General features: G+C 75.0%; 14 protein-coding genes and 1 pseudogene. 3 read left to right on the forward strand and 12 right to left on the reverse strand.

The window, feature by feature from the left end; translation table 11 throughout:
* Window positions 1-86 precede the first annotated feature (86 nt).
* The 3 genes and pseudogenes from ACFXGN_RS13025 to ACFXGN_RS13035 form a co-directional block, all read right to left on the reverse strand.
* A complete protein-coding gene (locus ACFXGN_RS13025; RefSeq protein ID WP_384857402.1) occupies window positions 87-1,637 on the reverse strand; it encodes an MFS transporter in 1,551 nt (516 codons plus the stop codon).
* Between the two features lie 96 nt (window positions 1,638-1,733).
* Window positions 1,734-2,147, reverse strand: a complete 414-nt coding sequence (locus tag ACFXGN_RS13030) for a RidA family protein (protein ID WP_384857405.1) — start codon at window positions 2,145-2,147, stop codon at window positions 1,734-1,736.
* A 344-nt stretch (window positions 2,148-2,491) separates the two neighbouring features.
* Window positions 2,492-3,607: pseudogene (locus tag ACFXGN_RS13035) on the reverse strand (acyl-CoA dehydrogenase family protein); the annotation flags it as partial.
* A 231-nt stretch (window positions 3,608-3,838) separates the two neighbouring features.
* Here ACFXGN_RS13035 and ACFXGN_RS13040 point away from each other — a divergent pair.
* Both ACFXGN_RS13040 and ACFXGN_RS13045 read left to right on the forward strand, forming a co-directional pair.
* Entirely contained in the window at window positions 3,839-5,461 is a 1,623-nt protein-coding gene (locus tag ACFXGN_RS13040; RefSeq protein WP_384857407.1) for an AMP-binding protein, read from the forward strand.
* Window positions 5,462-5,534: 73 nt separating this feature from the next.
* Window positions 5,535-6,362 carry a PaaX family transcriptional regulator C-terminal domain-containing protein gene (locus tag ACFXGN_RS13045; protein WP_384857410.1) on the forward strand — a complete coding sequence of 276 codons (828 nt, stop codon included), beginning with the start codon at window positions 5,535-5,537 and terminating at the stop codon, window positions 6,360-6,362.
* Window positions 6,363-6,482: 120 nt separating this feature from the next.
* Here the strand turns inward: ACFXGN_RS13045 and ACFXGN_RS13050 are convergent, their stop codons facing one another.
* The gene (locus ACFXGN_RS13050) at window positions 6,483-8,717 is read right to left on the reverse strand and encodes a bifunctional salicylyl-CoA 5-hydroxylase/oxidoreductase (protein ID WP_384857744.1); all 2,235 of its coding nucleotides are present in this window, start codon (window positions 8,715-8,717) and stop codon (window positions 6,483-6,485) included.
* A 164-nt stretch (window positions 8,718-8,881) separates the two neighbouring features.
* On the reverse strand, window positions 8,882-9,709 hold the full coding sequence (locus tag ACFXGN_RS13055; RefSeq protein WP_384857413.1) for an enoyl-CoA hydratase family protein: 828 nt from the start codon (window positions 9,707-9,709) through the stop codon (window positions 8,882-8,884).
* A 444-nt stretch (window positions 9,710-10,153) separates the two neighbouring features.
* On the opposite strand from ACFXGN_RS13055, the gene ACFXGN_RS13060 reads away from it, so the two are divergent.
* Window positions 10,154-10,576 (forward strand): ATP-binding protein, encoded by a 423-nt coding sequence (locus ACFXGN_RS13060; protein WP_384857747.1) that lies wholly within the window; start codon window positions 10,154-10,156, stop codon window positions 10,574-10,576.
* Here ACFXGN_RS13060 and ACFXGN_RS13065 read toward each other — a convergent pair.
* The 7 genes from ACFXGN_RS13065 to ACFXGN_RS13095 form a co-directional block, all read right to left on the reverse strand.
* The gene (locus tag ACFXGN_RS13065) at window positions 10,530-12,008 is read right to left on the reverse strand and encodes an amino acid permease (RefSeq protein WP_384857416.1); all 1,479 of its coding nucleotides are present in this window, start codon (window positions 12,006-12,008) and stop codon (window positions 10,530-10,532) included. The genes ACFXGN_RS13060 and ACFXGN_RS13065 overlap by 47 nt on opposite strands.
* Before the next feature lie 229 nt (window positions 12,009-12,237).
* Window positions 12,238-13,299 carry an ornithine carbamoyltransferase gene (gene argF, locus ACFXGN_RS13070; protein ID WP_384857419.1) on the reverse strand — a complete coding sequence of 354 codons (1,062 nt, stop codon included), beginning with the start codon at window positions 13,297-13,299 and terminating at the stop codon, window positions 12,238-12,240.
* 117 nt (window positions 13,300-13,416) lie between these two features.
* Complete coding sequence (locus ACFXGN_RS13075) at window positions 13,417-14,649, reverse strand: arginine deiminase (protein WP_384857422.1); 1,233 nt, start codon at window positions 14,647-14,649, stop codon at window positions 13,417-13,419.
* Between the two features lie 119 nt (window positions 14,650-14,768).
* Complete coding sequence (locus ACFXGN_RS13080) at window positions 14,769-17,456, reverse strand: hypothetical protein (RefSeq protein ID WP_384857424.1); 2,688 nt, start codon at window positions 17,454-17,456, stop codon at window positions 14,769-14,771.
* Complete coding sequence (locus tag ACFXGN_RS13085; RefSeq protein ID WP_384857427.1) at window positions 17,453-20,188, reverse strand: hypothetical protein; 2,736 nt, start codon at window positions 20,186-20,188, stop codon at window positions 17,453-17,455. The genes ACFXGN_RS13080 and ACFXGN_RS13085 overlap by 4 nt, the downstream gene beginning before the upstream one ends.
* Window positions 20,185-22,932 carry a hypothetical protein gene (locus ACFXGN_RS13090; protein WP_384857430.1) on the reverse strand — a complete coding sequence of 916 codons (2,748 nt, stop codon included), beginning with the start codon at window positions 22,930-22,932 and terminating at the stop codon, window positions 20,185-20,187. The genes ACFXGN_RS13085 and ACFXGN_RS13090 overlap by 4 nt, the downstream gene beginning before the upstream one ends.
* On the reverse strand, window positions 22,929-26,744 hold the full coding sequence (locus ACFXGN_RS13095; RefSeq protein WP_384857433.1) for a tubulin-like doman-containing protein: 3,816 nt from the start codon (window positions 26,742-26,744) through the stop codon (window positions 22,929-22,931). Before ACFXGN_RS13095 ends, ACFXGN_RS13090 begins: the two co-directional genes overlap by 4 nt.
* Between the last annotated feature and the right edge of the window lie 35 nt (window positions 26,745-26,779).

Raw genomic sequence — 26,779 nt, forward strand, 5'->3', positions numbered from 1 at the left:
TGCTCCCCGGAAGGGGGGTGCGGGCCCTCGCCGTCATGAGCCGTCCCGGGCCCGTGCCGACAGCGCGAAGGCGGGTCTTCGGCGGGTCAGCCGCCCGGCATCGGGCCCGTGCCCTTCAGGCGTTCGAGGTCGGAGGGGCGGACCTGGATGGCGAGGAGGGCGATCACGAGGGCGACGGCGGCGAAGACCGCCGCCACGACGAAGCCCGCCGAGACACCGGAGGTGAGGATCTGGTTGCCCCATTCCGGGGGCAGTTGGCCGGTCCTGGCGAACTGGGCCTTCTCCAGGGGGTTCGCCTGGGCGAGGAAGGCGGGCACCTGCCGGTCGGCCTCGTTGCGGCTGGCGGTGCCGAAGACCGTGACCAGGATGGACAGGCCCAGTGAACCACCCACCTGTTGCGTCGCGTTGAGGAGTCCGGAGCCCGCGCCCGCCTCCTTGGGGGCGATCCCGGAGAGCGCCATCAGGGTCAGCGAGACGAACATCATGCCCATGCCCGCGCTGAGGACCAGCATCGGTCCGAGGATGCTGCCCAGGTACGTGGAGTGCACACCGGTCTGGGTCAGCCAGGACAGGCCCGACGCCAGGAGGACCGAGCCCACCACGATGAAGGGTTTGGGCCCGTACCGGGGCAGCAGTTGGGAGGTGATCCCGGCGAGGACGGCGATCATGGCGCTGACCGGCAGGAAGGCGAGACCGGCCCGCAGCGGGCTGAAGCCGAGGACGGTCTGTACGAAGAGCGTCAGGAAGAAGAACACGCCGAAGATGGACGCGGACAGACAGAGCATGATGCCGTAGGTGCCCGCCCTGTTGCGGTCGGCGAACATGTGCAGCGGGGTGATCGGCTGCCGGGAGCGGCGTTCCACCAGGACGAAGGCGGCCAGCAGGACGGCCGCCGCCACGAAAGAGCCGATCGTGTAAGGGTCGCTCCATCCCCGCTGGGCGGCGCGGATGAAGCCGTACACCAGGGACACCATGCCGAGGGTCGAGGTGAACGCGCCCGCCAGGTCGAAGTTGCCGGGGCGGCGCTCGGACTCCTTGACGTGACGTGGCGTCAGGAAGGCGATGAGCAGGGCGATCGGGACGTTCACGAAGAACACCCAGCGCCAGTCGAGCCATTCGACGAGGACGCCTCCGGCCAGCAGGCCGATCGCGCTTCCCGCCGCCGAGACGCCCGAGAAGACTCCGAACGCCCGGTTGCGTTCGGGGCCCTCCTCGAAGGTCGTGGTGATCAGCGAGAGCGCCGTCGGCGAGGCGATCGCGCCGCCCACGCCCTGCACGGCGCGGGCCGCGAGGAGTTGCCAGGACGTCTGGGAGAACCCGCCGAGCAGGGAGGCGAGTCCGAAGAGCAGCACGCCGAAGACGAAGACCCGGCGGCGGCCGAGGATGTCGCCCGCGCGTCCGCCGAGGAGCAGCAGTCCGCCGAAGGTGAGGGTGTAGGCGTTGACGACCCAGGAGAGGTTGGTGGTGGAGAAGTTCAGGGCGGTCTCGATGTGCGGGAGCGCGATGTTCACGATGGTGATGTCGAGGACCACCATCAGCTGGCAGGAGGCGATGACGAACAGGGCGATGCCCTTGCCGTCCCCGCCCCGCCGGGGTCGGGCGGCGGCTGTCTTCGGCGCGGGGCTACTGCCGGTCATCGCTGGTCATGGCGCATCGCGCCCTCGGGGAGGGAGCCGTGGGCCGGTCGGTCCACCTCTCGACCCTAAGCCCGCCCCGGAGGGCGGACCAGTCGATCAAGCGGGGCCGGGTTCGTCCAGGACCGCGAAGCCGTCCAGCTCGACCCTGGCCTGTTCGTCCCAGAGCCGTACGACTCCGATCACGGCCATGGCCGGATAGTCGCGGCCCGCCAACCGGCGCCAGATCCGGCCGAGTTCGGGGGCGTGGGCGCGGTAGTCGTCGACGTCGGTGGTGTAGACGGTGACGCGGGCGAGGTCGGCGGGGGCGCCTCCGGCGTGGCGGAGCGCGGTGAGGAGGTTGCCCAGGGCGGTGGTGAACTGCTCGGTGAGGGTGTCCCCGACGATCTTCCCCTGCTGGTCGAGCGCGGTCTGTCCGGCGAGGAAGACGAGCCGGGTGCCGGTCGCCGTGACGGCGTGCGAGAACCCGGCGGGCGGGGACAGCTCGGCGGGGTTGTGCCGGTGCAGGCTCACGGGGACGGCTCCTCCTGGCGACGGTGGGGTGCGGGCGGGCGGCGCCCTGGGGCGGCGACCCCGGGCGGGCCTGGATCGTGGGCGGCGGCCCCCTCGCGTCCACCAGCCCCGGGCGGGGCGGCGGGCCCAGCGGGGGCGGCGGCGGGTCCAATGGAGGTGACGGCGGGCCCAGCGGAGGCGGTAGCGGGCCCGTCGGGAGCGGTGGCGGGCCCAACAGGGGCGGTAGCGGGCCCAGCCGGAGCGGCGGCGGGCCCAACGGAGGTGGCGGCGGGCCCAGCGAAGTTGGCGGCGGGCCCGTCGGCGGGCCGTGCCCCCTCGGCTCCGTCCCGTACGGCCGTCCCCGTCAGGGACCCGTACAGCTCCTTCGCGATGATCGTGCGCTGGACCTCGGTGGCGCCCTCGTAGATCCGGGGCGCGCGGACCTCCCGGTAGAGGTGTTCGAGGAGGTGGCCGCGTTGCAGGGCGCGGGCGCCGTGGAGCTGGACGGCGGCGTCGACGACGTACTGGGCGGTCTCGGTGGCGAGGAGCTTGGCCATGGCGGAGCGCCGGGGGACGTCGGGGTCGCCCTCGTCGTACGCGGTGGCCGCCGCGTAGACGAGGAGGCGGGCGGCCTCGGTCCGGGTGGCCATCTCGGCGACCTGGTGGGCGACGGACTGGAGGTCGCGCAGGACGCCGCCGAAGGCGGGGCGGGCCGCGGTGTGGGCGAGGGTCGCGTCGAGGGCCGCCTGGGCCATGCCGACGGCGAAGGCGCCGACGCTGGGGCGGAAGAGGTTGAGGGTGCCCATGGCGACCCGGAAGCCCCGGTCGGGGGCGCCGAGGAGGTCCTCGGGGCCGACGGGGACGCCGTCGAAGGTGAGGGTGCCGAGGGCGTGCGGGGCGAGCATGTCGAGCGGTTCGCCGCCGAGTCCCGGACGGTCGGCGGGGACCAGGAAGGCGGTGACGCCCCGGGCCCCGGCGCCCCGGGTGGTGCGGGCGAAGACGGTGGCGACATCGGCCTCGGGGGCGTTGGAGATCCACCGTTTCTCGCCGTGGAGGCGCCAGCCGCCGTGTCCGTCGGGGACGGCGTCGAGGGCGAGGGCGGCGGCGTCGGAGCCCGCGCCCGGTTCGGAGAGCGCGAAGGCGGCGACGGCCCGGCCCGAGGTGATCCCGGGGAGCCAGCGGGCCCGCTGGGCGGGGCTGCCGAAGGCGGCGACGGGATGGCCGCCGAGGCCCTGGAGGGCGAGGGCGGTCTCCGCCTCGGTGCAGACGCGGGCGAGGCTCTCCCGCAGGAGGCAGAGGCCGAGGGCGCCGGAGTCGAAGAGCCGGGCGAGCAGGCCCAGCTCGCCGAGGGCGGCGAGGAGGGGGCGGTTGACCCGGCCGGGTTCGCCGCGTTCGGCGAGGGGCCGCAGGCGGGTGTCCGTGAGGGCACGGAGCTCCGCACACCAGGTGATCTGTGCGGGATCGAGCGAGAATGCGGGCATGTGGGCCCTCTCCGACGCCCTCGGGCGTCTCCGTCCCCGTGCCGTCCGGCGCTCTCCTCCGGGCGCCGGACGGCTCCTCCGTCAGGGTGGTCCGGGGTGCCGCGCCCGCACCCGGCGGGGCGGCGGCACGGACCCGGTCCCCTCCATCTGTAGCGAACCGTTGACTGTCGTCACCAACACGATACGCTCCTGGAGCGATGTGCGACCCCACCACGACAGGGGGACGGACTCATGGAGCTGACACCCTCGGCCCACCTCGACACCTTCGCCCGCGACCGGCTCCCCCCGCCGGACCAGTGGCCCCGCCTCGTCTTCGACCTCCCCGAGCTGGCGTACCCCGACCGGCTCAACTGCGGGACGGAACTCCTCGACCGCACGGTGGAACGCTTCGGCCCCGACCGGCCCGCCTTCCGGGACGGCGACGGCGGCGTCTGGAGCTACGGACAGCTCAGCGACCGCGTCGACCGCATCGCCCACGTCCTCACCTCCGACCTGCGGGTCCTGCCCGGCAACCGGGTCCTGCTCCGCGGGCCCACCACCCCCTGGCTGGCCGCCTGCTGGCTCGCCGTGATGAAGGCGGGGGCGGTCGCGGTGACCGTCCTCGCCCAGCAGCGCGCCCCCGAGCTCGCCGTGATGGCCGAGGCCGCCCGCTGCACCCACGCCCTCTGCGACGCCCACACGGTCGACGAGCTGCTCGCCGCCCGTGTCCCCGGGCTCCGCGTCACCCCCTTCGGCGGGGACGGTCCGGACGACCTGCTCGCCCTCGCCGCCCGCCGCCCCGGCCGCTACCGGGCCGTGCCGACCGCCGCCGACGACGTGGCCCTCATCGCCTTCACCTCCGGCACCACCGGCCGCCCCAAGGGCTGCGTCCACTTCCACCGGGACGTCCTGGCGGTCGCCGACACCTTCTCCGCGCACGTCCTGCGCCCGGGGCCCGACGACGTCTTCGCCGGTTCGCCGCCGCTCGCCTTCACGTTCGGCCTCGGCGGGCTCGTCGTCTTCCCCCTGCGGGCCGGGGCGAGCACGGTCCTCCTCGAACAGGCCGGACCGAAACAGCTCCTCGCGGCGGTCGAACGGCACCGGGTGTCGGTGCTCTTCACCGCCCCCACCGCCTACCGGGTCATGCTGGACGAGCTGACCGAGGGCACCGCGCCCGACCTGGGCTCGCTGCGCCGCTGCGTCTCCGCCGGGGAGAACCTGCCGGAGGCCACCTGGAAGTCCTGGTACGCCCGCACCGGGATCCGCCTCATCAACGGCATCGGCGCCACGGAACTCCTGCACATCTTCATCTCGGCCGCCGACGGCGACATCCGCCCCGGCGCCACCGGCCGCCCGGTCCCCGGCTGGCGGGCCAGGATCGTCGACCGCGAGGGCCGGGGCGTCCCGGACGGCGAGGAGGGGCTGCTGGCCGTGCGCGGCCCGGTGGGCTGCCGCTATCTGGCCGACCCCCGCCAGACGGAGTACGTGCGCAACGGCTGGAACGTCACGGGAGACACCTACGTCCGCGATCCCGACGGCTACTTCCGGTACGTCTCACGCGCCGACGACATGATCATCTCGGCGGGCTACAACATCGCCGGACCCCAGGTCGAGGAGGTCCTCCTGGACCACCCCGACGTGATCGAGACCGCCGTCGTGGGCCGCCCCGACGAACTGCGCGGGCAGGTCGTCGTGGCCTACACGGTGATCCGGGACGGGGTGCCGCGCGACGCGGGCACCGCCGCCGCGCTGCGGGCCTTCGTCCGCGCCCGGCTCGCCCCGTACAAGTCCCCCCGCGAGATCGTCTTCGTGGACGCCCTGCCCCGCACCGCGACCGGCAAGCTCCAGCGCTTCCGGCTGCGCGACCCGGCCTGACCGGCCCCGATCCGCTCCCCGGGACCCGCCTCGGCCGGGCGCGCCCGGCACGGACACCCCCTAAAGTGATCACGTGGCCGAGCAGCACACCCCCCGATCCCTGATCGTCTCCCTCTACGGCGCCTACGGCCGTACCCCCGACGGCTCCCCCCTGCCGGTGGCCGGGCTCATCAGGCTGCTCGGGGTCCTCGGCGTGGACGCGCCCTCGGTGCGCTCCTCGGTGTCCCGGCTGAAGCGGCGCGGACTGCTGCTGCCGGGCAGGACCGCCGACGGGGCCGCCGGATACGCCCTCTCCGAGGACGCCCGCAGGCTCCTCGACGACGGCGACCGGCGCATCTACGCCCGCACCGAGCCCAAGCTGTCCGAGGGCTGGGTGCTCGCCGTCTTCTCCGTGCCCGAGGCCGAACGGCACAAGCGGCACCTGCTGCGCTCCCGGCTGGGCAGGCTCGGCTTCGGCACGGCGGCACCGGGCGTCTGGATCGCGCCCGCGCGCCTCTACGAGGAGACCCGCAACGCCCTGGAACGCCTCGGGCTCTCCTCCTACGTGGACCTCTTCCGGGGCGACCACCTGGGGTACGCGGCGACCGCCGGGGCGGTGGCCCGCTGGTGGGACCTGCCCGCCGTCGCCGGGCTCCACGAGGAGTTCCTGGCCGCGCACGAGCCGGTGCTACGGGCCTGGCGGACCGCCCCGGCGGGACCCGAGGACGCCTACCGGGACCATCTGCTGGCCCTCGACTCCTGGCGCAGGCTGCCGTACGCCGACCCGGTCCTCCCGGCGGAGCTGCTCCCGGACGACTGGCCGGGCCGCCGCTCGGCCGAGGTCTTCGCCGCCCTGCACGAACTGCTGCGGGCCGGGGGCGAGGAGTACGTGCGCCCGTTCCTGACCGGGGACGCGCCGTGAGCACCCGGCCGAGACCTGTCCCGCGCCCCTCGGACTCCGCGTTCCTCGGTCGATGACCCCGTCCGTACGGCTCCGGCTCCGTGCGGGTCCGGCTTCACGCGGGGCCGCGACCGGCGCCGCTCAGGACCCGCGGCCCGTGGGGGGCGGGCGGTCGCCCGCCCGGTAGGGGGCGGGCCAGGGTGCGGCGGGGCCCTCGTAGCCCTGTTCGGCCGCCGCGTGCAGGGTCCAGTGCGGGTCGTAGAGGTGGGGGCGGGCCAGGGCGCACAGGTCGGCGCGGCCCGCCAGGAGCAGGGAGTTGACGTCGTCCCAGGAGGAGATCGCGCCGACGGCGATCACGGGGACGCCCGTCCGGTCGCGTATCCGGTCGGCGTAGGGCGTCTGGTACGAGCGTCCGTAGGCGGGGGCCTCGTGGGGGACGACCTGGCCGGTGGAGACGTCCACGGCGTCGGCGCCGTGCGCGGCGAAGGCGCGGGCGATGCCGACGGCCTCCTCCTCCGTGGTGCCGCCCTCGGCCCAGTCGGTGGCCGAGATCCGGACGGTCGCCGGGCGGTCCCCGGGCCAGACCTCCCGTACCGCGTCGAAGACTTCGAGCGGGAAGCGGAGCCTGCCGTCGAGGTCGCCGCCGTAGCCGTCGGTGCGGTGGTTGGTGAGCGGGGAGAGGAAGCCGGACAGCAGATAGCCGTGGGCGCAGTGCAGTTCGAGGAGGTCGAAGCCGCTGCGGGCGGCGCGGCGGGCGGCGGCGGTGAACTCCTCGCGCACCGAGGTGAGCCCGGCGCGGTCGAGGGCGCGCGGCACCTGGTTGACGCCGGTCCGGTACGGCAGGGGCGAGGCGGCGACGAGGGGCCAGTTGCCGGTGGGCAGGGGCTGGTCGATGCCCTCCCACATGCGCCGGGTGGAGCCCTTGCGGCCCGCGTGGCCGAGCTGGACGCCGAGGGCGGTGCCGGGGGCCCGTTCGTGGACGAAGGCGGTGATCCGGGCCCAGGCGTCGGCCTGTCCGTCGTTCCACAGACCGGTGCAGCCGGGGGTGATGCGGCCCCCGGGGCTGACGCAGACCATTTCCGTCATGACGAGTCCGGCGCCGCCGAGGGCGCGGGAGCCGAGGTGGACGAGGTGGAAGTCGCCGGGGACGCCGTCCTCGGCGACGTACATGTCCATGGGGGACACCACGATCCGGTTGCGGAGGGTCAGTCCGCGCAGCCGGAACGGGGTGAACATGGGCGGGGTGCCGGGCGGGCAGCCGAAGTCGCGTTCGACGGTGGCCGTGAAGGCGGGGTCGCGGAGCCGGAGGTTGGCGTGGGTGACCCGGCGGCTGCGGGTGAGCAGGTCGAAGGCGAAGCGCCGGGGCGGGCGGTCGACGTGCTCGGCGAGGTCCTCGAACCAGCGCAGGCTGGCGGTCGCGGCGCGCTGGGTGGACTCGACGACGGGACGGCGCTCGGTCTCGTAGGCGGCGAGGGCCTCGGGGAGCGCGGGGTGCGCGCCGAGGGCACGGGCCAGGCAGACGGCGTCCTCGACGGCGAGTTTGGTGCCGGAGCCGATGGAGAAGTGCGCGGTGTGGGCGGCGTCGCCGATGAGGACGGTGTTCCCGTACGACCAGTGGGTGTTGACGACGGTGCGGAAGGCGGTCCAGGCGGAGCGGTGGGAGCGCAGGGGCCGGCCGCCGAGGGCCTCGGCGAAGATCCTGGCGCAGCGGGCCGCCGATTCGGCCTCGTCCATCATGTCGAAGCCCGCCGCCCGCCAGACCTCCTCTCGCATCTCCACGATGACGGTGGAGGCGTCCGCCTCGTAGGGGTAGGCGTGCAGTTGCATGACGCCGTGCCGGGTCTCCGCGATCTCGAAGCGGAACGCCTCGAAGGGGAAGTCGGCGGCGAGCCAGAGGTACCGGCAGCGGTGGGTGGTGATCCGGGGCCGGAAGTGGTCGGCGTGGGCCTCGCGGGTGCGGCTGTGGACGCCGTCGGCGGCGACGACCAGGTCGTGGGTGGCGGCGAGGTCGGCGGCGGGCGGGGCCTCGGTACGGAAGCGGAGCCGTACGTCCAGGTCGGCGCAGCGGTTCTGGAGGATCTCCAGGAGCCCGCGGCGGCCGAGGGCGGCGAAGCCGTGGCCGGTGGAGGTGGTGCGGTGGCCCCGGTGGACGACGTCGATGTCGTCCCAGCGGACGAGGGCGCGGGTGAGTGCCTCGTGGACGACGGGGTCGGCGTCGCCGATGCCGCCGAGGGTCTCGTCGGAGAGGACGACTCCGAAGCCGAAGGTGTCGGAGGGCGCGTTCCGCTCCCAGACGGTGACCTCTCGGGCGGGGTCGGACCGTTTGAGCAGGGCGGCGGCGTAGAGCCCGCCGGGCCCGCCGCCGACGACGGCGATCCGGGAGGGGCCGGGGCGGGAAGGCGCGCTGCCGTCGGCGGGGGCGGGGCGGGAAGACGCTCGGCCGTCTTCGGTGCCGGGGCGGGAGGGGGCTCCGTCGCCTCCCGGGGCCGTACGGGACGGGGCGCGGGGGGCGGCGGCGGTGCCCTCGGGGGGCGGCACCGTCAGCACCCCCGCCAGTTCGGGGGGCGCTTCTCGGTGAAGGCGGCGTGGAACTCGGCGTAGTCCGCGCCGTTCATCAGGAGCGCCTGGGTCGCCGCGTCCAGTTCGACGGAGGCGGCGAGCGGCATGTCGAGTTCGGCGGTGAGCAGGGCCTTGGTCTGGGCGAGGGCCAGGGCGGGGCCGTCGGCGAGGCGCCGGGCCAGGGCGGTGGCCCGCTCGCCCGCCCGGCCCTGCTCGGTCAGTTCGGAGAGCAGCCCGATGCGGTCGGCCTCGGCGGCGTGGACGGGTTCGCCCAGCATGAGGAGGCGGGTCGCGTGGCCGAGCCCGACGACCCGGGGCAGCAGATAGGCGGCGCCCATGTCGCCGCCGGAGAGTCCGACGCGGGTGAAGAGGAAGGCGAAGCGGGTGGTGGGGTCGGCGACCCGGAAGTCGGCGGCGAGGGCGAGGACGGCTCCGGCTCCGGCGGCGACTCCGTGGAGGGCGGCGACGACGGGGAAGGGGCATTCGCGCAGGGCCCGGACGACCTGGCCGGTCATCCGGTTGAAGTCGAGGAGCTGGGCCGTGTCGAGGGCGAGGGTGGCGCCGATGATCTCGTCGACGTCGCCGCCGGAGCAGAAGCCCCGGCCCTCGCCGTCCAGGACGAGGGCGCGCACGGACCGCTCGCGGGACAGCTCGGCGAGGAGGTCGCGCAGGTCGGCGTAGGCGCCGAAGGTGAGGGCGTTGAGCTTCGCGGGGCGGGCGAGGGTGACGGTGGCGACGCCCCGGTCGACGGTGAGGCGCAGATGCCGCCATTCCTCGGTGCGGGGCGCGGAACCGGTAAAGGGGCTCATCCGGAACGGCCTCCTTCCTCCTCCCGGAGGGTATCACTCATCTGTGACTGTCGTCATGAGTACGCGATAGAGGGCGGGCGACGTCCGTAGGGCGGCATCCAAGGTCCTCCCGGCCCGCGACCGAGGTCCCCCTCGGGGCGGGAGAGGCGACTCTGGACTTGTGGATTGCACCTCGTAAGGTTGAAACCGGGACGTCTGGGTGGTCATCGCCCACCCGCCCCTCCGGCGAAGGGAGCCCGCACCATGCCCGAGGCCGACGGACCGTCCGTCCACGCCGCCACCGACGACATCAGCAGCACCACCAGCACCGGTCGCGCCGCCCGTACCTCAGGAGACGGCCGCACCGGCGGTCCCACCGGGGCGGGAAGCGCCCGTGGAGCCGCCCGTACCGCCGGAGCCCCGGACGGCTCCGGAACGGACGCCACCGCGTCCTGGCGCGTCGAGCTGCCCCACACGACCGCCGCCGTACCGCTCGCCCGCGCCCTGATCCGTACCGCGCTCGCCGACATCGACCCCGCCGCCACCGGCCGCCCGGACCGCGACACCGCCGAACTCCTCACCGCCGAGCTGGTCGCCAACGCCGTCGAGCACACCGCGGGCCGGGGCCCCATCGAGCTGGTCGTCGAGCTGTTCGCGGCGCCCGGCGGCTGTCAGATCGAGGTCCACGACGCCGAGCCCGCCCGCCCCGGTCAGCTCGTCTGCCCCGACCCGGAGACCGAGGTCGACCCCTGGCAGGAGCACGGCCGCGGCCTCCTCCTCATCCGGGCGCTCAGCAGCGACTGCGGGCACCGCCCCACCGCGCACGGCAAGGCGGTCTGGTTCACGCTCCCCGCGATCCCGGCCCCGCGTCCGCGCTCGGAGCGGTGACGGCCAGGCGCGAGTGGCGCCGCCCGTATCCCGCGTACACGAGCGAGCCGACGGCCAGGAAGACCACGAACTGGACCCAGGTCGTCCAGCCGGTGCCCCAGATCAGATAGAGGCAGAAGCCGATCCCGAGGATCGGGCTCAGGGGGAAGAACGGCACCCGGAAGGAGCGCGGCAGCTCCGGGTCGCGGCGGCGCAGCACCATCACGGCGAGGTTGACGGCCGCCATGATGGCCAGGGTGCCGATGGTGGTCAGGTTGACGACCACGTCGAGCGGTACGAAGGCGGCCGGGACGGCGAAGACGGCGGCCACGATCCAGGTGTTGGCGACCGGCGTCGCCGACTTCGGGGAGACCCGCTCGAAGACCCGGGGGACGAGCCCGTCGCGGGACATCGACATCAGGATGCGGGTCTGCCCGTACATCACCGCGAGGACGACGGACGCGATGGCGACGACCGCGCCGAAGGCGATGATCCCGCCGCCGACCGAGGAGCCGGTGACCTGGTCGACGACGACCGAGAGCGCGGCCGGACGGCCGGCCACCTCGTCGGCGCCGAGGGCTCCGATCGCGGCGAGCGCGACGGCGCAGTACAGCAGGGTGACGACGCCGATGCAGACCAGGATGGCGATCGGGATGTTCCGGCGCGGGTCCTTGACCTCCTCCCCCGCCGTGGTGATCGCGTCGAAGCCGATGTACGAGAAGAAGGCCACCGAAGCGCCCGCCGTGATCCCGCCGAGCCCGGCTCCGGCGAACGGCGAGAGGTTGCCGTCCTGGAAGGCGGAGAAGCCGATGGCGCAGAAGACGATCAGGATGCCGATCTTGAGGATCGCCATCGCGGCGGTGGCCCGCGCGCTCTCCCGCACTCCGCGCACGAGGAGGGTCGCGGCGAGCAGGATCACGACCACGGCGGGCAGGTTGACCGCTCCGCCGTCGGCGGGGCCCGCGGAGAGCGCGGCGGGCAGGCGCCAGCCGACGAGGCTGTCGAGCAGTTCGTTGAGGTACTGGCTCCAGCCGACGGCGACGGCCGAGACGGAGACGCCGTACTCCAGGAGCAGGCACCAGCCGACGAGGAAGGCGGTCCGCTCGCCGAGGCTCGCGTAGGCGAAGGAGTAGGAGGAGCCGGACACCGGGATCGCGCCGCCCAGCTCCGCGAAGGAGAAGGCGGTGAAGACGCAGGTGATCGCGGCGAGGACGAAGGAGACGACGACCGCGGGCCCCGCCTCGGCGACGCTGTCGGAGAGCCCGACGAAGATGCCGGTGCCGACGATCGCGCCGATGCCGAAGCACACGAGCTGGAAGAGGCCCATGGTGCGCCTGAGGCCGTGGCCCTCCAGGTCGGCGCCCGACTCCGCGAGGAGTTGCTGCGGGCTCTTGATCCGCCGGGGGGAGGCGGTCCTCCGGCGGGTGGTGCTCCGTGGGGCGGACGGGGTCATGCGGTGGTTCTCATCTCTGGTGGCGCACGCGAAAGGGGGGTTCGGGCATATCCGCCGGAACCCCCCTGAGGAACGCGATCGTAAACCGCGTCGCGCATATTCACCCAATCGGGCGCAAAAGTATGCCGTCGAAGTGCTTCGCCGGACCTCGGCGCCCTTCGTCGGGCCTCGAAGCGCTTCGCCGGACTTCGACGCCCTTCGCCGGGCCTCGAAGCGCTTCCGCGCGCCTCTAGAGCGCGGCGTCCGGACCGCCGGGCTCCGCCGGGAGCGCGGGGAGTCCGGGGAGCGGGCCACCGGCCATCGTGGCGACCAGGACCGCCTTGATCGTGTGCATCCTGTTCTCCGCCTCGTCGAAGACGACCGAGTGGGCCGACTCGAAGACCTCGTCGGAGACCTCCAGCTCGGTCAGTCCGTGCCGGGCGTGGATGTCCCGCCCGACGGCCGTGCCCAGGTCGTGGAAGGCGGGCAGGCAGTGCAGGAAGCCGACGTCCGGGTTCCCGGTGGCGCGCAGCACGTCCATGGTCACGGAGTACGGGGCGAGGGCGGCGATCCGCTCGTCCCACACCTCCTTGGGCTCCCCCATGGAGACCCAGACGTCGGTGGCGACGAAGTCGGCGCCCGCGACGCCCTCGGCCACGTCCTCGGTGAGGGTGACAGTGGCGCCGCTGGTCACGGCCAGCTGCCGGGCACGGGCGACGACCTCCGTGCCCGGCCAGTACGCCTCCGGGGCCACGATCCGCACGTCCATACCGAGCAGCGCGCCGGTGATCAGATAGGAGTTGCCCATGTTGAAGCGGGCGTCGCCGAGGTAGGCGAAGGCGATCCGGTCCAGTGGCTTGTCGGTGTGCTCGGTCATGGTGAGGACGTCGGCGAGCATCTGGGTGGGGTGCCAGTCGTCGGTGAGACCGTTGAAGACGGGCACGCCGGAGAAGGCCGCGAGGTCCTCGACCGCCGCCTGGCTGTCGCCCCGGTACTCGATGCCGTCGAACATGCGGCCGAGGACCCGGGCGGTGTCCTTGACGGACTCCTTGTGGCCCATCTGGGAGCCGGAGGGGTCGAGATAGGTGGTGGAGGCGCCCTGGTCGGCGGCGGCCACCTCGAAGGCGCAGCGGGTGCGGGTCGAGGTCTTCTCGAAGATCAGGGCGATGTTCCTGCCGCGCAGCCGCTGGACCTCGGCACCCGCCTTCTTGGCCGCCTTCAGCTCGGCGGAGAGCGCGATCAGGCCGCGGAACTCCTCGGCGGTGAAGTCCAGCTCCTTGAGGAAGTGGCGGCCGATGAGGTCTGTGGCCATGGGACGCGCTCCTGGGGTACGGGTCGGGGGACGGCGGTCGGGGGACGACGGCCAGGATCCTGGAAGTGTATACATACTTCAACATTTATATACAGCCCCTTTCCGTGCCCCCGGCCCTCAGGACGCGTCCCGCTCCACCGGACAGCTCATGCAGCGCGGCCCGCCCCTCCCCCGGCCCAGCTCGCTGCCGGGGATCTCGATCACCTCGATGCCCCGCTTCCGCAGATGCGTGTTGGTGGTGACGTTCCGCTCGTACGCCACCACCACTCCCGGCTCCACCGCCAGCACGTTGCACCCGTCGTCCCACTGCTCGCGCTCCGCCGCGTGCACGTCCTGCGTCGCGGTGAGGACCCGGATCTCCTGGAGGCCGAGGGCCGCCGCGATCGCGCTGTGCATCCGCTCCGGCGGCCGGTCCGTCACCCGCAGCGACCGGCCCCCGTCCCCCGGCTCGATCGTGTACGAGCGGAGCATCCCCAGCCCCGCGTACTGCGTGAACGTGTCCTGGTCCACCATCGTCATCACCGTGTCCAGGTGCATGAACGCGCGCCGCTTCGGCATGTCGAGGGCGACGATCACCCGTGCCGAACCGGCCTCGAACATGCGCCGGGCCAGCATCTCCACCGCCTGCGGGGTCGTCCGCTCGCTCATCCCGATGAGCACGGCGCCGTTCCCGATGACGAGGACGTCCCCGCCCTCGATCGTCGACGGATAGTCCGCCTGCCCCTGCGACCACTGGTGGAACGGCCCCGCCCGCACCCCCGTGAAGAGCGGGTGGTGCCGGTAGATCGCCTCGAAGTGCACGGTCTCGCGCTGCCGCGCGGGCCAGCGCATCGCGTTGATCGACACGCCGTCGTAGATCCACGCCGAGGTGTCCCGGGTGAACAGGTGGTTCGGCAGCGGACCCAGCACGAAGTCGTCCAGGTCCAGCGCGTGGAACCGCACCGACGTCGGCTCCCGGTGCGCCGCCAGGAACTCCCGCTTCGTCATCCCCCCGACCAGCGCCTCGGCCAGCGCGCCCGCTTCCAGCGAGTCGAACGCGGCCCGGATGTGGTCGGCGGCCAGCGGCCCGTACTCCTTCTCGTCGAAGACCCGGTCCAGGATCAGGGCGCGGGCCACGGGCACGTCCAGGGACTCCCTCAGCAGGTCCCCGAAGAGGTGCACCACCACCCCCCGGTCCCGCAGCACGTCCGCGAACCCGTCGTGCTCCTGCCGCGCCCGGCGCACCCACAGCACGTCGTCGAAGAGCAGCGCGTCCTTGTTGGTCGGCGTCAGCCGCTTCAGCTCCAGATCGGGCCGGTGCAGGATGACGCGGCGCAGCCGCCCGGTCTCGGAATCGACGTGGAATCCCATACGGCCATCCTGACGGAGCGAAGGGCCCCCGGCCCGCCTTTCGTCATGGGCGGGCCGGGGCGCGGCGGACGGGGACACGGCGGCGTGGTCGGGCTCCGGGCACGCCGGGGGGCCGGGGCTCAGGGCAGGATCACGGTCCGGAGGACCGCGATCAGGAGGATCGCGAACACCAGGCTCCCCAGGACCAGCCCGACGCCGAGCAGGAAGCGCCGGGTGTAGCCGTCGCCCGGGTCCTCGGGGACGTCCGGGCCCGCCCCGCCCCAGAGCCCCGCCACCGGGCGCGGCGCCGAACGCGGCAGCCCGTACGCCTCCTTGAGCAGCGCCAGCCACACCGCGTCCGGCAGTCCCGGCCGCTCGCCGTCGACGATCTGCCAGAAGGTCTCGCGGGCGGACGGCTCCGGGCCCGTACGGAGCCGGGAGAGCAGTTCGGCGACCGTGCCGACGGGGGCGTCGCCGCCGCCGAGGAGGGGGCGGACGGCCCAGCGGTGCAGCTCGGCGGAGTTCGCCGCGCGCTGCTCCTCCGGCGGGTCCGAGGGGTCGGCGTCCGCGCCCGGCGGCCGGACCGCCCACAGTTCCCGGGCGATGGCGATCTCGCACAGTTCCCGGCGCCGCCCGTGGTCCCAGGACGGCAGACGGCGGGCGACCTCGGCGAGCAGGACGGTGAGCACGGCGTACACCTGCTGGCGCCGCAGCGCGTCGAGCAGTTCTCGGCCCCCGCCCCGCTGGACGAGTTCGCGGGCCTCGTCCACGGAGCGGGCGTCGGCCAGCTTGTGCACGAGCCCGGTCTCGGCGTCCCGCTCCCGGCCCCGCCCCCGGAGCCGCGCGCGCCCGGTCTCGGCGGGCCCGGTCCACTGCGGCGCGTTCAGGGGCAGGACGGGCCGGGGGTACGGATCGCGGACGGGGGCCTCGGCCGGGGCGGGGTGCGGGGAGGAGCCGGGGGCCCTGGGGGGTGGGGTGACGGTCGCGGGGCCTTCGGAGGGAGGGGGCTCCGGGCGTTCGTGGGGCTGGTGCGGTTGGTAGGACGGCGGGGGCTGTGGGGGCTGTGGGGGCTGGTGCGGTTCGTAGGACGGCGGGGGCTGCGGGGGCTGGTGGGGGTGTCGGGGCTGCTGGGGCTTGTCGAGTACGGGCCGGGGAGTCCCGTGGGGAGTCCCGGGAGACTCCGGAGGGTCCTCACGGCCGGACCGGGACGGGAGGCCGGACCGGGGCGGACGGCCGGGATCGAGGCGTGGTTCGGGGCGTGGATCAGGGCGTGGACCGGGCACGAAAGGCTGGTCGGACGGGGACGGACAGCCGGACCCGGACGGGCGGTCGGGTCCGGACGGGCGGTCGGGACCGGACTGACGGCCGGACCCGGACCGTGGGTCGGGTCCGGGCCACGCGTCGGATCCGGGCCACGCGTCGGGTCCGGACGGACGGTCGGACCGGGGCTGGAGTTCGGACCGGGGATGGTTGTCAGGCCCGGAGGGACGGTCGGGCGCCTTCGTTCCGGGGTCCGCGCGGTCCTCCGCCTCCGCCGGGCGGTTCCACGCGTCGGCACCCGCAGGGCGTTCCGGACGGTCGGCCCCGGTGGGCGGGGGCGGGCTCTCCGGGCTCTCCGGGCGCTCCGCCTCCACGCGCCGGTCCGGGTGGGACGGGCCTGCCGGACGGTCCGGACGCTGAGGGCGGTCCCGGCGATCCAGGCGGTCCTGACCGGGCCCCGCCGTGGGGTGACCCGGTCGGCCGGGGTGATCGGGGTGATCGGGGTGGCCCGGCCGGTCCGGGTGACCGGGGTGGTCCGTACGGTCCGGGCGAGGGGGGCGGTGGCCGGTGCCGCCGCCCCGGCCCTCGTCCGGGCGGTCCCGTAGGGGACCTCCCCTCCGGGGCTCGGCGGACGCGCTCCCCCGCCGGGGTCCGCCCACGGGCCCCGGCGCCCCGGAACCGCCGTTCCGCTCCAGCGCGTCGAGGGCCCGCGCGGCCGTCTCCAGGAGGGAGGCGCGGGCGGACCGGACGGCGTGGAGCGCACCGGCGACCGCGTACCCGCCGCTCTCCCCCTCGGCCACGTCCCGCAGGTGGTGGGCGACGAGGCGGGCGGCGACGGCCTCCGCCCGGTCGCCGGTCCGTTCGCGCGGGTCCACCCGGCGGCGACCGGTGTTGCCGCTCGCGGCCCCGGACCAGCGGCCGACGAAGACGAAGCGGAGCGCGGCGACCTCGGCGGTGTCGTGGGTGGCGAAGGTCCACCAGCGTTCCGTGACCCCGCCGAACATCCCGTACAGGCCCCAGAGCACCGGGGAGGCGGTGTCGCCGTGCGCGTCGAGGACGGTGAGGCGCTCATCGGGGTGACGCAGCAACTCCGCCACGGCTCCGGTGAGTTCGTCGGGCACGTGGGCCAGCGCCCGGTCGAGTCCGTCCTGTCCCCGGCGGGCCGCCCGGCCGAGGGCGGAGTCCGGGACGAACGGCAGCGGCCCCCGGACGGCCGGATCGAGGCCCGCGCCCTCCCAGTCCCAGGCGTGGAGCCTGAGGCAGGTGGCGGGTTCGAGGAGGGCGGGGGAGCCGACGAGGGCGTGGCAGAACACGGAGGTGCCGCCGTCCGCCCCGGTGAACGGGACGCGCCGGATCAGCATCACGTCGGCGCGCCGCTGCATCCGGACCAGGGCGGGCCGGGTCTCCTCGCCGCTGGCGCGCAGGACGGGCCCGGCGAGCCGGAAGAGGGTCTCGGCCTCCTCGCGGGGGCCGGACCAGGCGACCGGGCCGAAGCCGGTGCTGCCGGAGAGGTTCTCGCTGTCCCAGCGGAAGACGATCTGGTCGACCTCGTTCTCCGGCCGTGTCATCGGACGTTCCCCTCTCCCGGCCCCAGGGGTCCGGCGGTGTCCGCCCCGGGCAGCAGCCCGCACGAGGCGAAGAGCGACAGCAGTGGCGCGAGGACCCGGCGCGGCCGGGCCCCGTGCGGGAACCGGTCGCCGCGCGCCTGCCCTCCGGTGGCGGCCACGAAGTGCAGCGCGCAGTCCGCGCAGTCGTCGAAGGGCTTGAGCCAGGCGGGGCTGGCGTGGTGGGCGAGGAAGGCGTACGCGTCACGGCTCTCGGCATCGACGGCGACCGGGTCGTGACGGCCCGTCATGGCGCGGCCGAGCCAGCGGTCCACGACGGGCTCGAAGCGGACCAGGTCGCTCTTGTTGACGGCGAGCGCCACCGGAGCGGCGACGAGCCCGCCGCGCTGCCGGGGGATGCGGTTGAGGACGGTCGCGAAGGCCTCGTCCCCGAGTTCGCGCCGCCGCAGACCGCTCTGCTGCCGTACGGAGTCGAGGGAGGTGAGCCGGAGCGCGCGCAGCGGGTCCAGGACGAAGACGAACGCGTCGACCCCCATGAGGAAGCGGCCGACCTCGCTGTCCTGGGCGAGGTCCTCCCCCGCCAGGTCGAAGAAGACGACGGGCCGGGGCGTGGCGCCGCCCGCCGACACGAGCAGCCCGTCGGCGAACCGGGCGAACGTCTGCTGTCCGGTGCGGCCCAGTTGTCTGCCCTGCTGGAGGCTCTGCACCCGTTCCCGCAGATAGGTGCGGTGGGCCTCGGGGTTCAGCGGCCGGCACTTCAGTCCGTACGGTTCGAGCCCGCCCAGCTCGACCTCGCCGAGCATGGCGGCAAGCAGATGGGTCTTGCCCACGGAGGAACTGCCGACGAGGGCGACGGTGAGCGGCTCGCCGTTGGTGAGGTACGGCACGGGCAGTTCGTGCTCCTCGTCGCCCTTCCCGGTGTGCGGGCAGAGGTGGTACGCCTTGCGGAGGGCGTCCGCGCGGTGTCCGGGCCGCCGTTCGGCGCCGAGGTCCAGCGGGATGCGGTTGCCCTTGGCGTCGATGGTGACGAGCAGCCGTTCGTCGTAGGTGACGGGCAGCAGGCAGTGCGGGCACATCCGGCCCCGGGAGAGGGCCGACGACAGGGGCTCGGGCGACGGCACGAAGGCGGCGGGACCACTGGCTCCCGCCGGACCGCCGCGCGCGTCTTGACCGAACCTCCGCTCCCTGTAGGGCGGTTGACCGGGGCCCGTCCCGCGATCCTCGTCCGGGCGCCGGTCGGCACCGGCGGGACGGGCCGGGTCGCCGCCGCCGAAGATCCGTCCGAGGAGGGAGGCGCGGGGCGGACGGGGCTCATGGGCGGCGTCGGGGGCGGTCCCGTCGTCCGGGCGGCCCGCTCCGGTGAGGGCGCGCTTACGGGCGATCTGATGGTCGTACGCGGCGCGCCACCGGTCCAGCGGATCGGCCGCGCCCGCCCCGGAGGCGAGCGGGTCGGGGACGTGGAGGAGCCTCAACAGCTCCTCAGGACTGGGCCGTTCGGCGGCCAGGGGTGAGAAGAGGCCGCTGTGTCCGAGGGCGGCGAGCCGCCGGTAGTCGGCGAGGTCCCGGGGCGGCCCCTCACCCCGGTCGGGGTGCCCGGCGAGCAGGAAGTAGGCGATCTCGGCGACGGACCACAGGTCGTCGCGGGGATCGGCGGTCCCGTGGCCCGCGCGCTGCTCGGGCGAGGCCCAGGGGGCGGCCCCGTAGGGCTCGCGCGGCTCTCCGGCGCGCAGCGCCGCGTACGGCTCGCACAGCCGCACCCGGGTGCCGTCCCACCGTACGGTGCCGGGGGTGACCGCCCGGTGGACGAGACCGGCGTCGGCCAGCAGCCTGACGGCCGTGGCGAGTTGGCCGACGATCCGCTCCTGCTCCTCGGCGGCGAGGCGGCCCGCCCAGTCGGCGAGCGGACGGCCGGTCGGCGGCCGGTACAGCACGAAGGGCTCGGCCGAGGTGAGGTCGAAGCCGACGGTCCGGGTGAGGACGGCCCCGGACCTGGCCCCGCCGTAACGCCGTTCGAGGGCGACGGCGGCGGCCACCTCGCGCTCCAGGCGTCCGTACGCGTACGGGTCGGCGAGCGCCGGGGAGGCGAGCCGGTACTGGACGACGGGCTGCGCCGCGGTCCCGAGGTACGCCCGGCGCGCCAGGAAGCCGGGGCGGCCCGGGACCTGGTGGTCCTCGCCGTACCGCACGGCGAAGCGCACCGGCGCCTCGCCGTGGGTGAGGAACTCCACCTCCTGGTAGTACGGGTGGGGCGGCGGGGCGGGCGCCCGGAGGTGGTCCGGGTCCTCCGGCCCGAGGGACCGGCCGGGGTCGACGGCCCCCCGGCCCGCCTCGGCCGGGAACTCCGGTCCGCCTCCGGGAGCCCCCGGGAAGACCGGGCGGGACGGGCCGTACGGATCGTCCGGGAGCTCTGAACCCTCGCCGCGGGCAAGGCTGTTCGGGTGGACCGGGCCGGGCCGGTGCCCGAGGCCGTCCGGGGACGCCGACTCGGCGGGACGGCCCGTGCCGCCCGGGGAACCGGCGTCGTCCGGAAGGCCGGGGCCGGGCGGGTGGTGCGGGCGCGCGGGTGGGGGGAGGGTCCGGTCCGCGGGACGCCAGATCTTCGGGCGGTACGGTTCCGGGCGCCCCCGGCCCGCCGGGTCGCGCGGATCGTGCGGGTCGCCCGGTTCGTACGGGTCCCCCGGTCCGTGCGGGTCCGTGGGGTCGTTCCCGTGGTTCGGACGGTTCGGGTCGGTCACTGGTCTTCCGCCTCCTCGGCGCGGACGGTGTGCACGACGTCCGCGCGGAGCGGGACGAGACGGAGGATTCCCGCGTGGCGTCCCGCGCCGGTCCAGACGACCTCCTCGGGAGTGCCCCGCCAGATGTCGTCGCCCGCCGCCCCGCGCCGCATGGCCTCCGGTACGAACCGGACCTGCCGGGCGGCGAGCGGGTCGTGGGAGAGCAGCCGCAGGTGCTCCGGCCCGCAGAGCGTGACCGTGAGTCCGGGGTCGTCCCCGGCGAGGAGCAGCCGGGCCACCGCGTCGGGGGCGACCCCGCTGAGCCGGGCGGCGTCGGGCCGGTCGGCGGGGGCGGTGAGCCCGGCGGGGCCCTCGGGGTCGCGCGGCCCCTCGGGGCGGGGCGGCGGCGAGGCGGCCACGTCCCGCTCCAGGCGCAGCCGGGTGTCGTCCAGGAGTTCGGTGAGCCGCCGCTCGTGGACCGGGGAGGCGGGGGCGCCGGGGTCCCGCTCGACGCCCGCCCAGCAGCGGTCGAGGATCAGGAGGGTACCGGCGACCAGATCGCCGACGAGGGTGTCGACGAGGAGCGGGCCGCCGTCCCCGTGCCGCCGTTCCAGCCAGGCGGGCGCGGGCAGCGCCGAGGGCCCTCCGTAGGGGTCCCCGGGGTCCCGGGCGAAGGACCCCGGGGCGGCGGTGGACCTGCCGGAAGACCCGTAGGGGTCCCGGTCGTCGCGGTCCCCGTAGGGGCTCCGGTACGGCTCCTCCCGGTCCCCGTAGGGGCTCCCGTACGGGTTGTCCCCGGTCCCGAGGTCGTCCCCGTACGGGTCCCCGTAGTGGTCGTCGCCCATGTCCCCGAACGAGTCCCCGAACGAGTCCCCGTACGTGTCCCCGAACGAGTCTCCGTGAGGGTCGTACGAGCCCCCGTACGCGTTCCCGTACGTGTCTCCGCGCGGGTCCCGTGGACGGGAGGCGCCGGAGGACCGGGGAGACGGCGGCGGGAGGCTCTCGCCCCACTCGCCGCCGTCCCGTCCGCCGCCGTCCCACTCGCCGCCCCGGTCCTCCCGGCTCCGTCCCGCCGCGCGGAAGTCCGCGCCCGGCGGGGCGGCGGTGCCGGGCCCGTGCGCGTCGGCCGTGTCCGCGAGGTCGCCGAGCAGACGGGCCACCGCGCCCGCGCCCGCCGAGCAGTGGTGGCGCACCTCGGCGAAGAGCCAGTCGTGCACGGCGGTCGTGACGACGAGGTTCCGGACCTCCCCGAGGACGCGCCAGGCCTCCTCCGGGTCCGCCCGCGCCCACCAGTCGTCCACGCCCCGGGTCCAGTCCCTCAGCGCGAGGAGGACGACGGCCGTCAGGGACACGGCGAACGCCAGGGCCCCCGCCCACGGCGGCGGGCCGAGGAACAGTCCGAGGCCCGCCCCGGCCAGACCGCCGAGGAGGCCGCCGAGCAGCCGGGGGGCGGCCCCCGTCGACCCGCCGCCGTCGGTCCGGCCGTCCGGCGACCGGTTGGGCCTGCGCCACAGCGCCAGCCGGGCGAGTCCGGCGGCGACGACGCCGACGGCCGGGCCGAGGACCCAGCCGAGGACCGGCCACACTCCGGCGAGCAGGGCGAGGAGCCCGGTGACCGCGAAGGCCGTGGGGCGCGGGCCCCCGGCAGTGAAGGCGTACCGGCCGTCGAGCCGACCCAGCCGCTCGGGGCCGCAGAGCGCGTCGAGCCGGGCGAGCCGGGCGGTGCTGCCGACGGGCGCGGTGCGCGCGGACAGCGCGGAGAGCCTGGCCGCGACCGAACGCAGCGGGAGGCCCCGGCCGATCAGTTCGTGGGTGTGGTCGCGCAGGGCCGGGACGATCCCGGCGCGGGTGATCTCCCTCGGCATCTCGGGGAGTTCGACGCCCCGGTCCCGGAGGACGGCCCGGTGCTCGACGGTGGGGCGGCTGCCGCCCGCGGCGCCGAACGCGTCCGCGACGACGGCCCGGACCCGGCCCAGTTCCCGTACGACCCGCTCGATGTCCCCCGGCAGATCGACGTCCGCGCCCGCCCGGGTGAGGAGTCCGGCCGCGCCCCGGACCCGCTGGTGCCCGTCGGCGGCGTCGGCGACGGCCTCCTCGCAGGCGGCGAGCGCGGCCCCGGTCCTGCCCCCGGGCGGCAGCCACGGGTGACCGCTCAGGGAACGCGGCACGCCCTCGTCGAGGAGCAGCGCCAGCGCGCCGGGCACCCGCTCGGCGGCGGCGGACGCGCCCGCGGGCACCTCCTGGCCGACGAGCCCCTCGACCGCCTGCCGCCAGGCGCGCTCCCGGGCCTCGTCGGTGAGGCCGTGCTCCAGGACGCGCACGGCGGGCACGGCGACCCCGTGCACGACCTCGCCGAGGGCGCGCAGGACCGCGTCGAAGACCTCGGGGGTGGCCAGGACGTCGACGAGCGGGCGCAGTACGGCGTCGCCGGGCACGTCGTCCTCGACGCCGTCGAACAGCCAGAGGACGCCCGCGGCGGGCGGGCGCAGGGTGAGGGTGCGGCGCACGGTCCGCCCGTTCCGGTCGCCGACCGCGAGGCAGACGACGCGGGCGGGGCCGTACGAGGAGAGGCGTTCGTAGAGCCGCTGGTGGGCGACGAGCCGGTCGGCCGTGTCGAGCACCAGGAAGCGGCGTTCGCCACCGGGCGGCTGGGCGTCGAGGGCGGCGCGGACGGCGTCGTCGGGGTCGTGCGCCGCCGTCGTCCGCAGGTCCAGGCAGACGGCGTGCCCCGGGAGGGGCCGTTCGGGAAGGACGCGGGGGCTCATTCGGCCTCCTTCTCCGGGTCGCGGCGGGGCGCCCTCCGGCCGTCCCGCCCGGCCCCGCCGTCACCACGGCGGGCGGAGCCGGAGCCGCGCGCGGGGCCGGGCCCGGGGTGGCGGCCGGGGTCGCGGTCCGGATCACGGCCGGGCCTGTGGCCGGGATCGCGGTCGGTCTCACGTCCGGGGGCGGGATCCCTTACGGGGTCGCGTCCGGGATCGCGGTCCTCGAACGGCTCGTCGAACGGGTCGTCGTAAGGGTCGTCGTACGGGGTCCCGTACGGGTTTCCCCGCCGGTTGCCGTCCCGATGGCCGTCCCGGATTCCGCCCCGGTGTCCGTTCGGGTGCCCGTTCCGCTGCTCGCCCCGGTCTCCGCCCCGGATTCCGTCCTGGTGTCCGTGCGGTTCCTCGTAGGGGTTCTCGTGCGGCTCGTCGTCGTACGGGTCGGGTTCCGGTTCGGGGTCGTACTCCCACTCACCGTCGTAGACGGACCGGTGCCGGGGCGTCCGTCCACCGGGTCCGGGGCCCCGGGTGTCCCTGTCCCCGTAGGGGACGCGGGGGTCGGGACCGGGGCCGTCGCCGGTCCCGTAGGGGCCCCGCTCGTCGGTCCCGTACGGGGCACGGGACCCGCCCTCGTTCCCGTACCCGCCCCGCTCCCCCGTCCCCCGTGGGCGGGGGTCCCGGCCGGGGGCCGGGCGCGGGGTGTGCCGGTCGTACAGGGCGCGCAGGCTCGACTTGGTCGCGCGGGCCGCCTTCGGGAAGCGCATGGCCAGCGCGCCGGGGTAGGTGACGGACCAGAAGTGGCGCAGCGGTGCGAGCCATTCGCTGTCCGCCGCGCCGAACTCCTCGACCAGCCCGTCGATGAGGTCGAGCTGGCGCGGGGCGACCTCCTCCACGAACCGCGCGAAGAGCGGCGACGGCGGCACCGGCACCTGCGCGAGCCCCTTCGGCAGGGCCTGCATGAGGCGTTCGCAGAACTGCTCGATGATCTGCCCCTCGTCGAGCAGCGCCCAGCGCTCGTACGCGCGCAGCAGCCCGGCCCAGCTGGAGAGGGAGCCGTCGAAGTCCTCCAGGCGCAGCGACATGGTCGCGGACTCGCCGTCCTGGAGCCGGATGCGCACCCGGTGGGGCGAGTCCGCCGGGCCCTCGGCGTCGACGTGCCCGTTCCACATCGCGCAGAGCAGCCGGTGCAGGATGCGCTGCCGGTCGTGTTCGGTGGAGACCAGCCAGTCGTCCTGGTAGCCGAGGCGCTGGCGCCAGTGGAGGAAGTCGTCCTCGCCGCCCGCGTCGCGCGCCTCGGACCAGACGCTGAGGACGGCGCGGACCTCGGAGATGTCGGTGAGGTTCATGCCGCTGCGGAAGAAGACGACGGTGATGGAGTCGGTGTCGCCCGCGCGGCTCTCCGGGGTGACCCGGGCGGGCAGGTTGAGTTCCTGTTCGAGGAAGTCGCGGGCCCGGCCGTCGGCCTCGCTCGCCGGGTGCACGATGAGGATCTTCAGCGGTCCGCTGCCGTCGGGCACGAACCCCACCGGGATCAGCCCGGCGAGCCGGGCGCGGAACTGGTCGAGCCAGCGCGGATCGACCTTGGCCTCGGCGGACTCGTCGCCGGACGCGGCCCGCAGGAGCAGTTCCATGGAGGGCAGCAGGGGGCGGGCGAAGACGTCGTCGTTGGCCTCGCCGAAGAGCCGTTTGACCCGGCGTTCGACGACCTGCTTGATCTCCTTCACGGCCGCCCCCGAGGACCGCCGGACGGTGTCGAGGGCCCGCCGCCAGTCGTCGGGTCCGACGAGCCTGCCGAGGATGGCGGCGGGGTCGGCGGTCTCCGGCAGGCCCAGGCTCTCGGCGAGCCGGTCCACGACGTCGTCGTAGAAGGCGCGCAGGGTGTTCTGCGGGGGCAGCAGGTAGGCGATGCCCGCGCGGTCGTCGCGGTAGAGGTCGCGGCGGCGTTCGGCGAAGGACTTCGCCTCGTCGTGCTCGTGCGCGCGCAGCGCCTTGGCGAGTTCGGCGACCTCGACGGTGACCCGGTTGAGGGAGGGCCGCCACTGGGCCTCGCCCGCCTGCCAGCCCCGGTGCCAGAGGGTGCGGGCCCGCCACTGGTACCAGGCCTCCTGGGCGGCGAGCGCGTCCTGCACGTCGGGGTCGCTCCACCGGGCCGGTACGACTCCGCCGACGCTGCCCCGGACGGCGGGGATGGCGGGCGCGGAGGTCCCCACGTCCGGCGGCCGTTCGGGTTCGTTGCGCCGGTTGTCGAGCATTCCGGTGAAGCCCTCCCTGGCCACCCGGTCGGGGTGGCCGGGCAGTCCGGCGAGGACCGCCTCGACCTGGAACGGGTCCATCTGGCCGAGGAGTTCACGGACTCCGGCGCTGGGCCGGAAGTCCTCGGTGAGGCGGGGCATCTCGCGGGCGAGACCGCTGTCGAGGCGGCGCAGGGCCTCCTCCATGTCCCCGAGCCGGTTGCGGAGTTCCTGGGTGATCCGGTTGCGGCCCCGGGGCAGTTGCTCGGGCGCGGGCACGTCGGGGGCCTCGCGGCTCCAGAGACGGCCGACGCCGGAGCGGGTGAACAGGTCCCGCACGTGGTTCTGGCCCTCCCGGTCGGGCCGCCCGGCCCGCTCGGCCATGCCGCTCACGGCCTGGGCGAGGAGGCGGGCGGCGACGATCTCGGCGAGGTCGTCGACGGGCACGGTCAGGGAGGCGGCGAGGCTGGTCGACATGCCCCGGTAGCCGATGCCGGTGCGGGCGGGCGTCGAGCGTTCGACGCTCTTGTTGATGAAGCTGGCGGCGAAGGACTGGTAGTCCTCGTCGGCGCGGGTGGCCGAACCGCTGTCGTCGCCGATGTCGGTACCGATCAGGGACATCACCATGGCGGCGATGGAGCGGCGCAGGTCCTCGCTGCCGATGACGGCGGGCTTGGAGAACAGGAACGCGGTCTGCATGGTGGCCGGGCGCAGCGCGACGACCCCGTCGCCGGGGTAGGTGACGCTCAGCCTGCCCCGGTCCTCGACGTCGCCGACCTGGTCGAGGGCGTCGGGCACGTTCTGGTCGTCGACGAGCCGCGAGAGGTCCACGAGGGCGCGGGCCGAGTTGAGTTCGGCCTCGCGTCCGCCGCCCGCCTCGGGCGGGAAGGCGGACGGCATGACGACGAGCGGGTAGATCTTCACCCCGGGGACCCGGGCGTTGCGGAACTCGTGGCCGATGAGGTGGATGAAGTCGTAGAAGATCCCGGCGCCGGTTCCTCCGGCGACGGAGAAGGCGACGAAGACGTCACAGCCCCTGATCCGGCCGCCGCCGACCCGCCGGAGGTCCCCGGCTGCCTGGCCGATGGCGCCGATGGCCTCGCGGAGCTGGCGGAGGACGGGTTCGAGGCCGGAGCGCAGGGTCGCGAAGAGGGCCGCGCGGCCGACGGTCGGGAGCTGGCCCGCGCCCGCGTTGAGCGGGGCGACGCGCGGCTGCCGGGCCTGCGGCGGCAGCCACAGCCGGGTCTCCTCGGGGAGGGAGACCCGCAGCATCCGGGTCACGTCGGGCGAGGTCTCCAGGTCGGTGGGGAGCAGGTCGCGGACCATGCGGGAGGTGCGGGCGAAGGCGGCGCCCTCGGCTCCCTTGGCGCGGAACTGCGGCTGGTTGAGCAGTTCGCCCTCGCTGAAGTCGGCGTAGACGAACTGGAGGCAGTCGGGCAGTTGGAAGGGCAGGCGACGGCCGCCGTCGACCAGGTCGGTACCGTCGGGACCGCACAGTTCCCGGCGCAGGCCGCGCTCCAGTTCGCTGCCGATGCGTCCGCCGGTGCCGCCCAGCCCGACGAACAGCATCGGCTGGTAGATCTTCATGTCCTTCTCCTCGCTGACCCGTTCAGATCTCACGC

This window comes from Streptomyces sp. NPDC059247 (assembly GCF_042754005.1).
Lineage (GTDB): Bacteria > Actinomycetota > Actinomycetes > Streptomycetales > Streptomycetaceae > Streptomyces.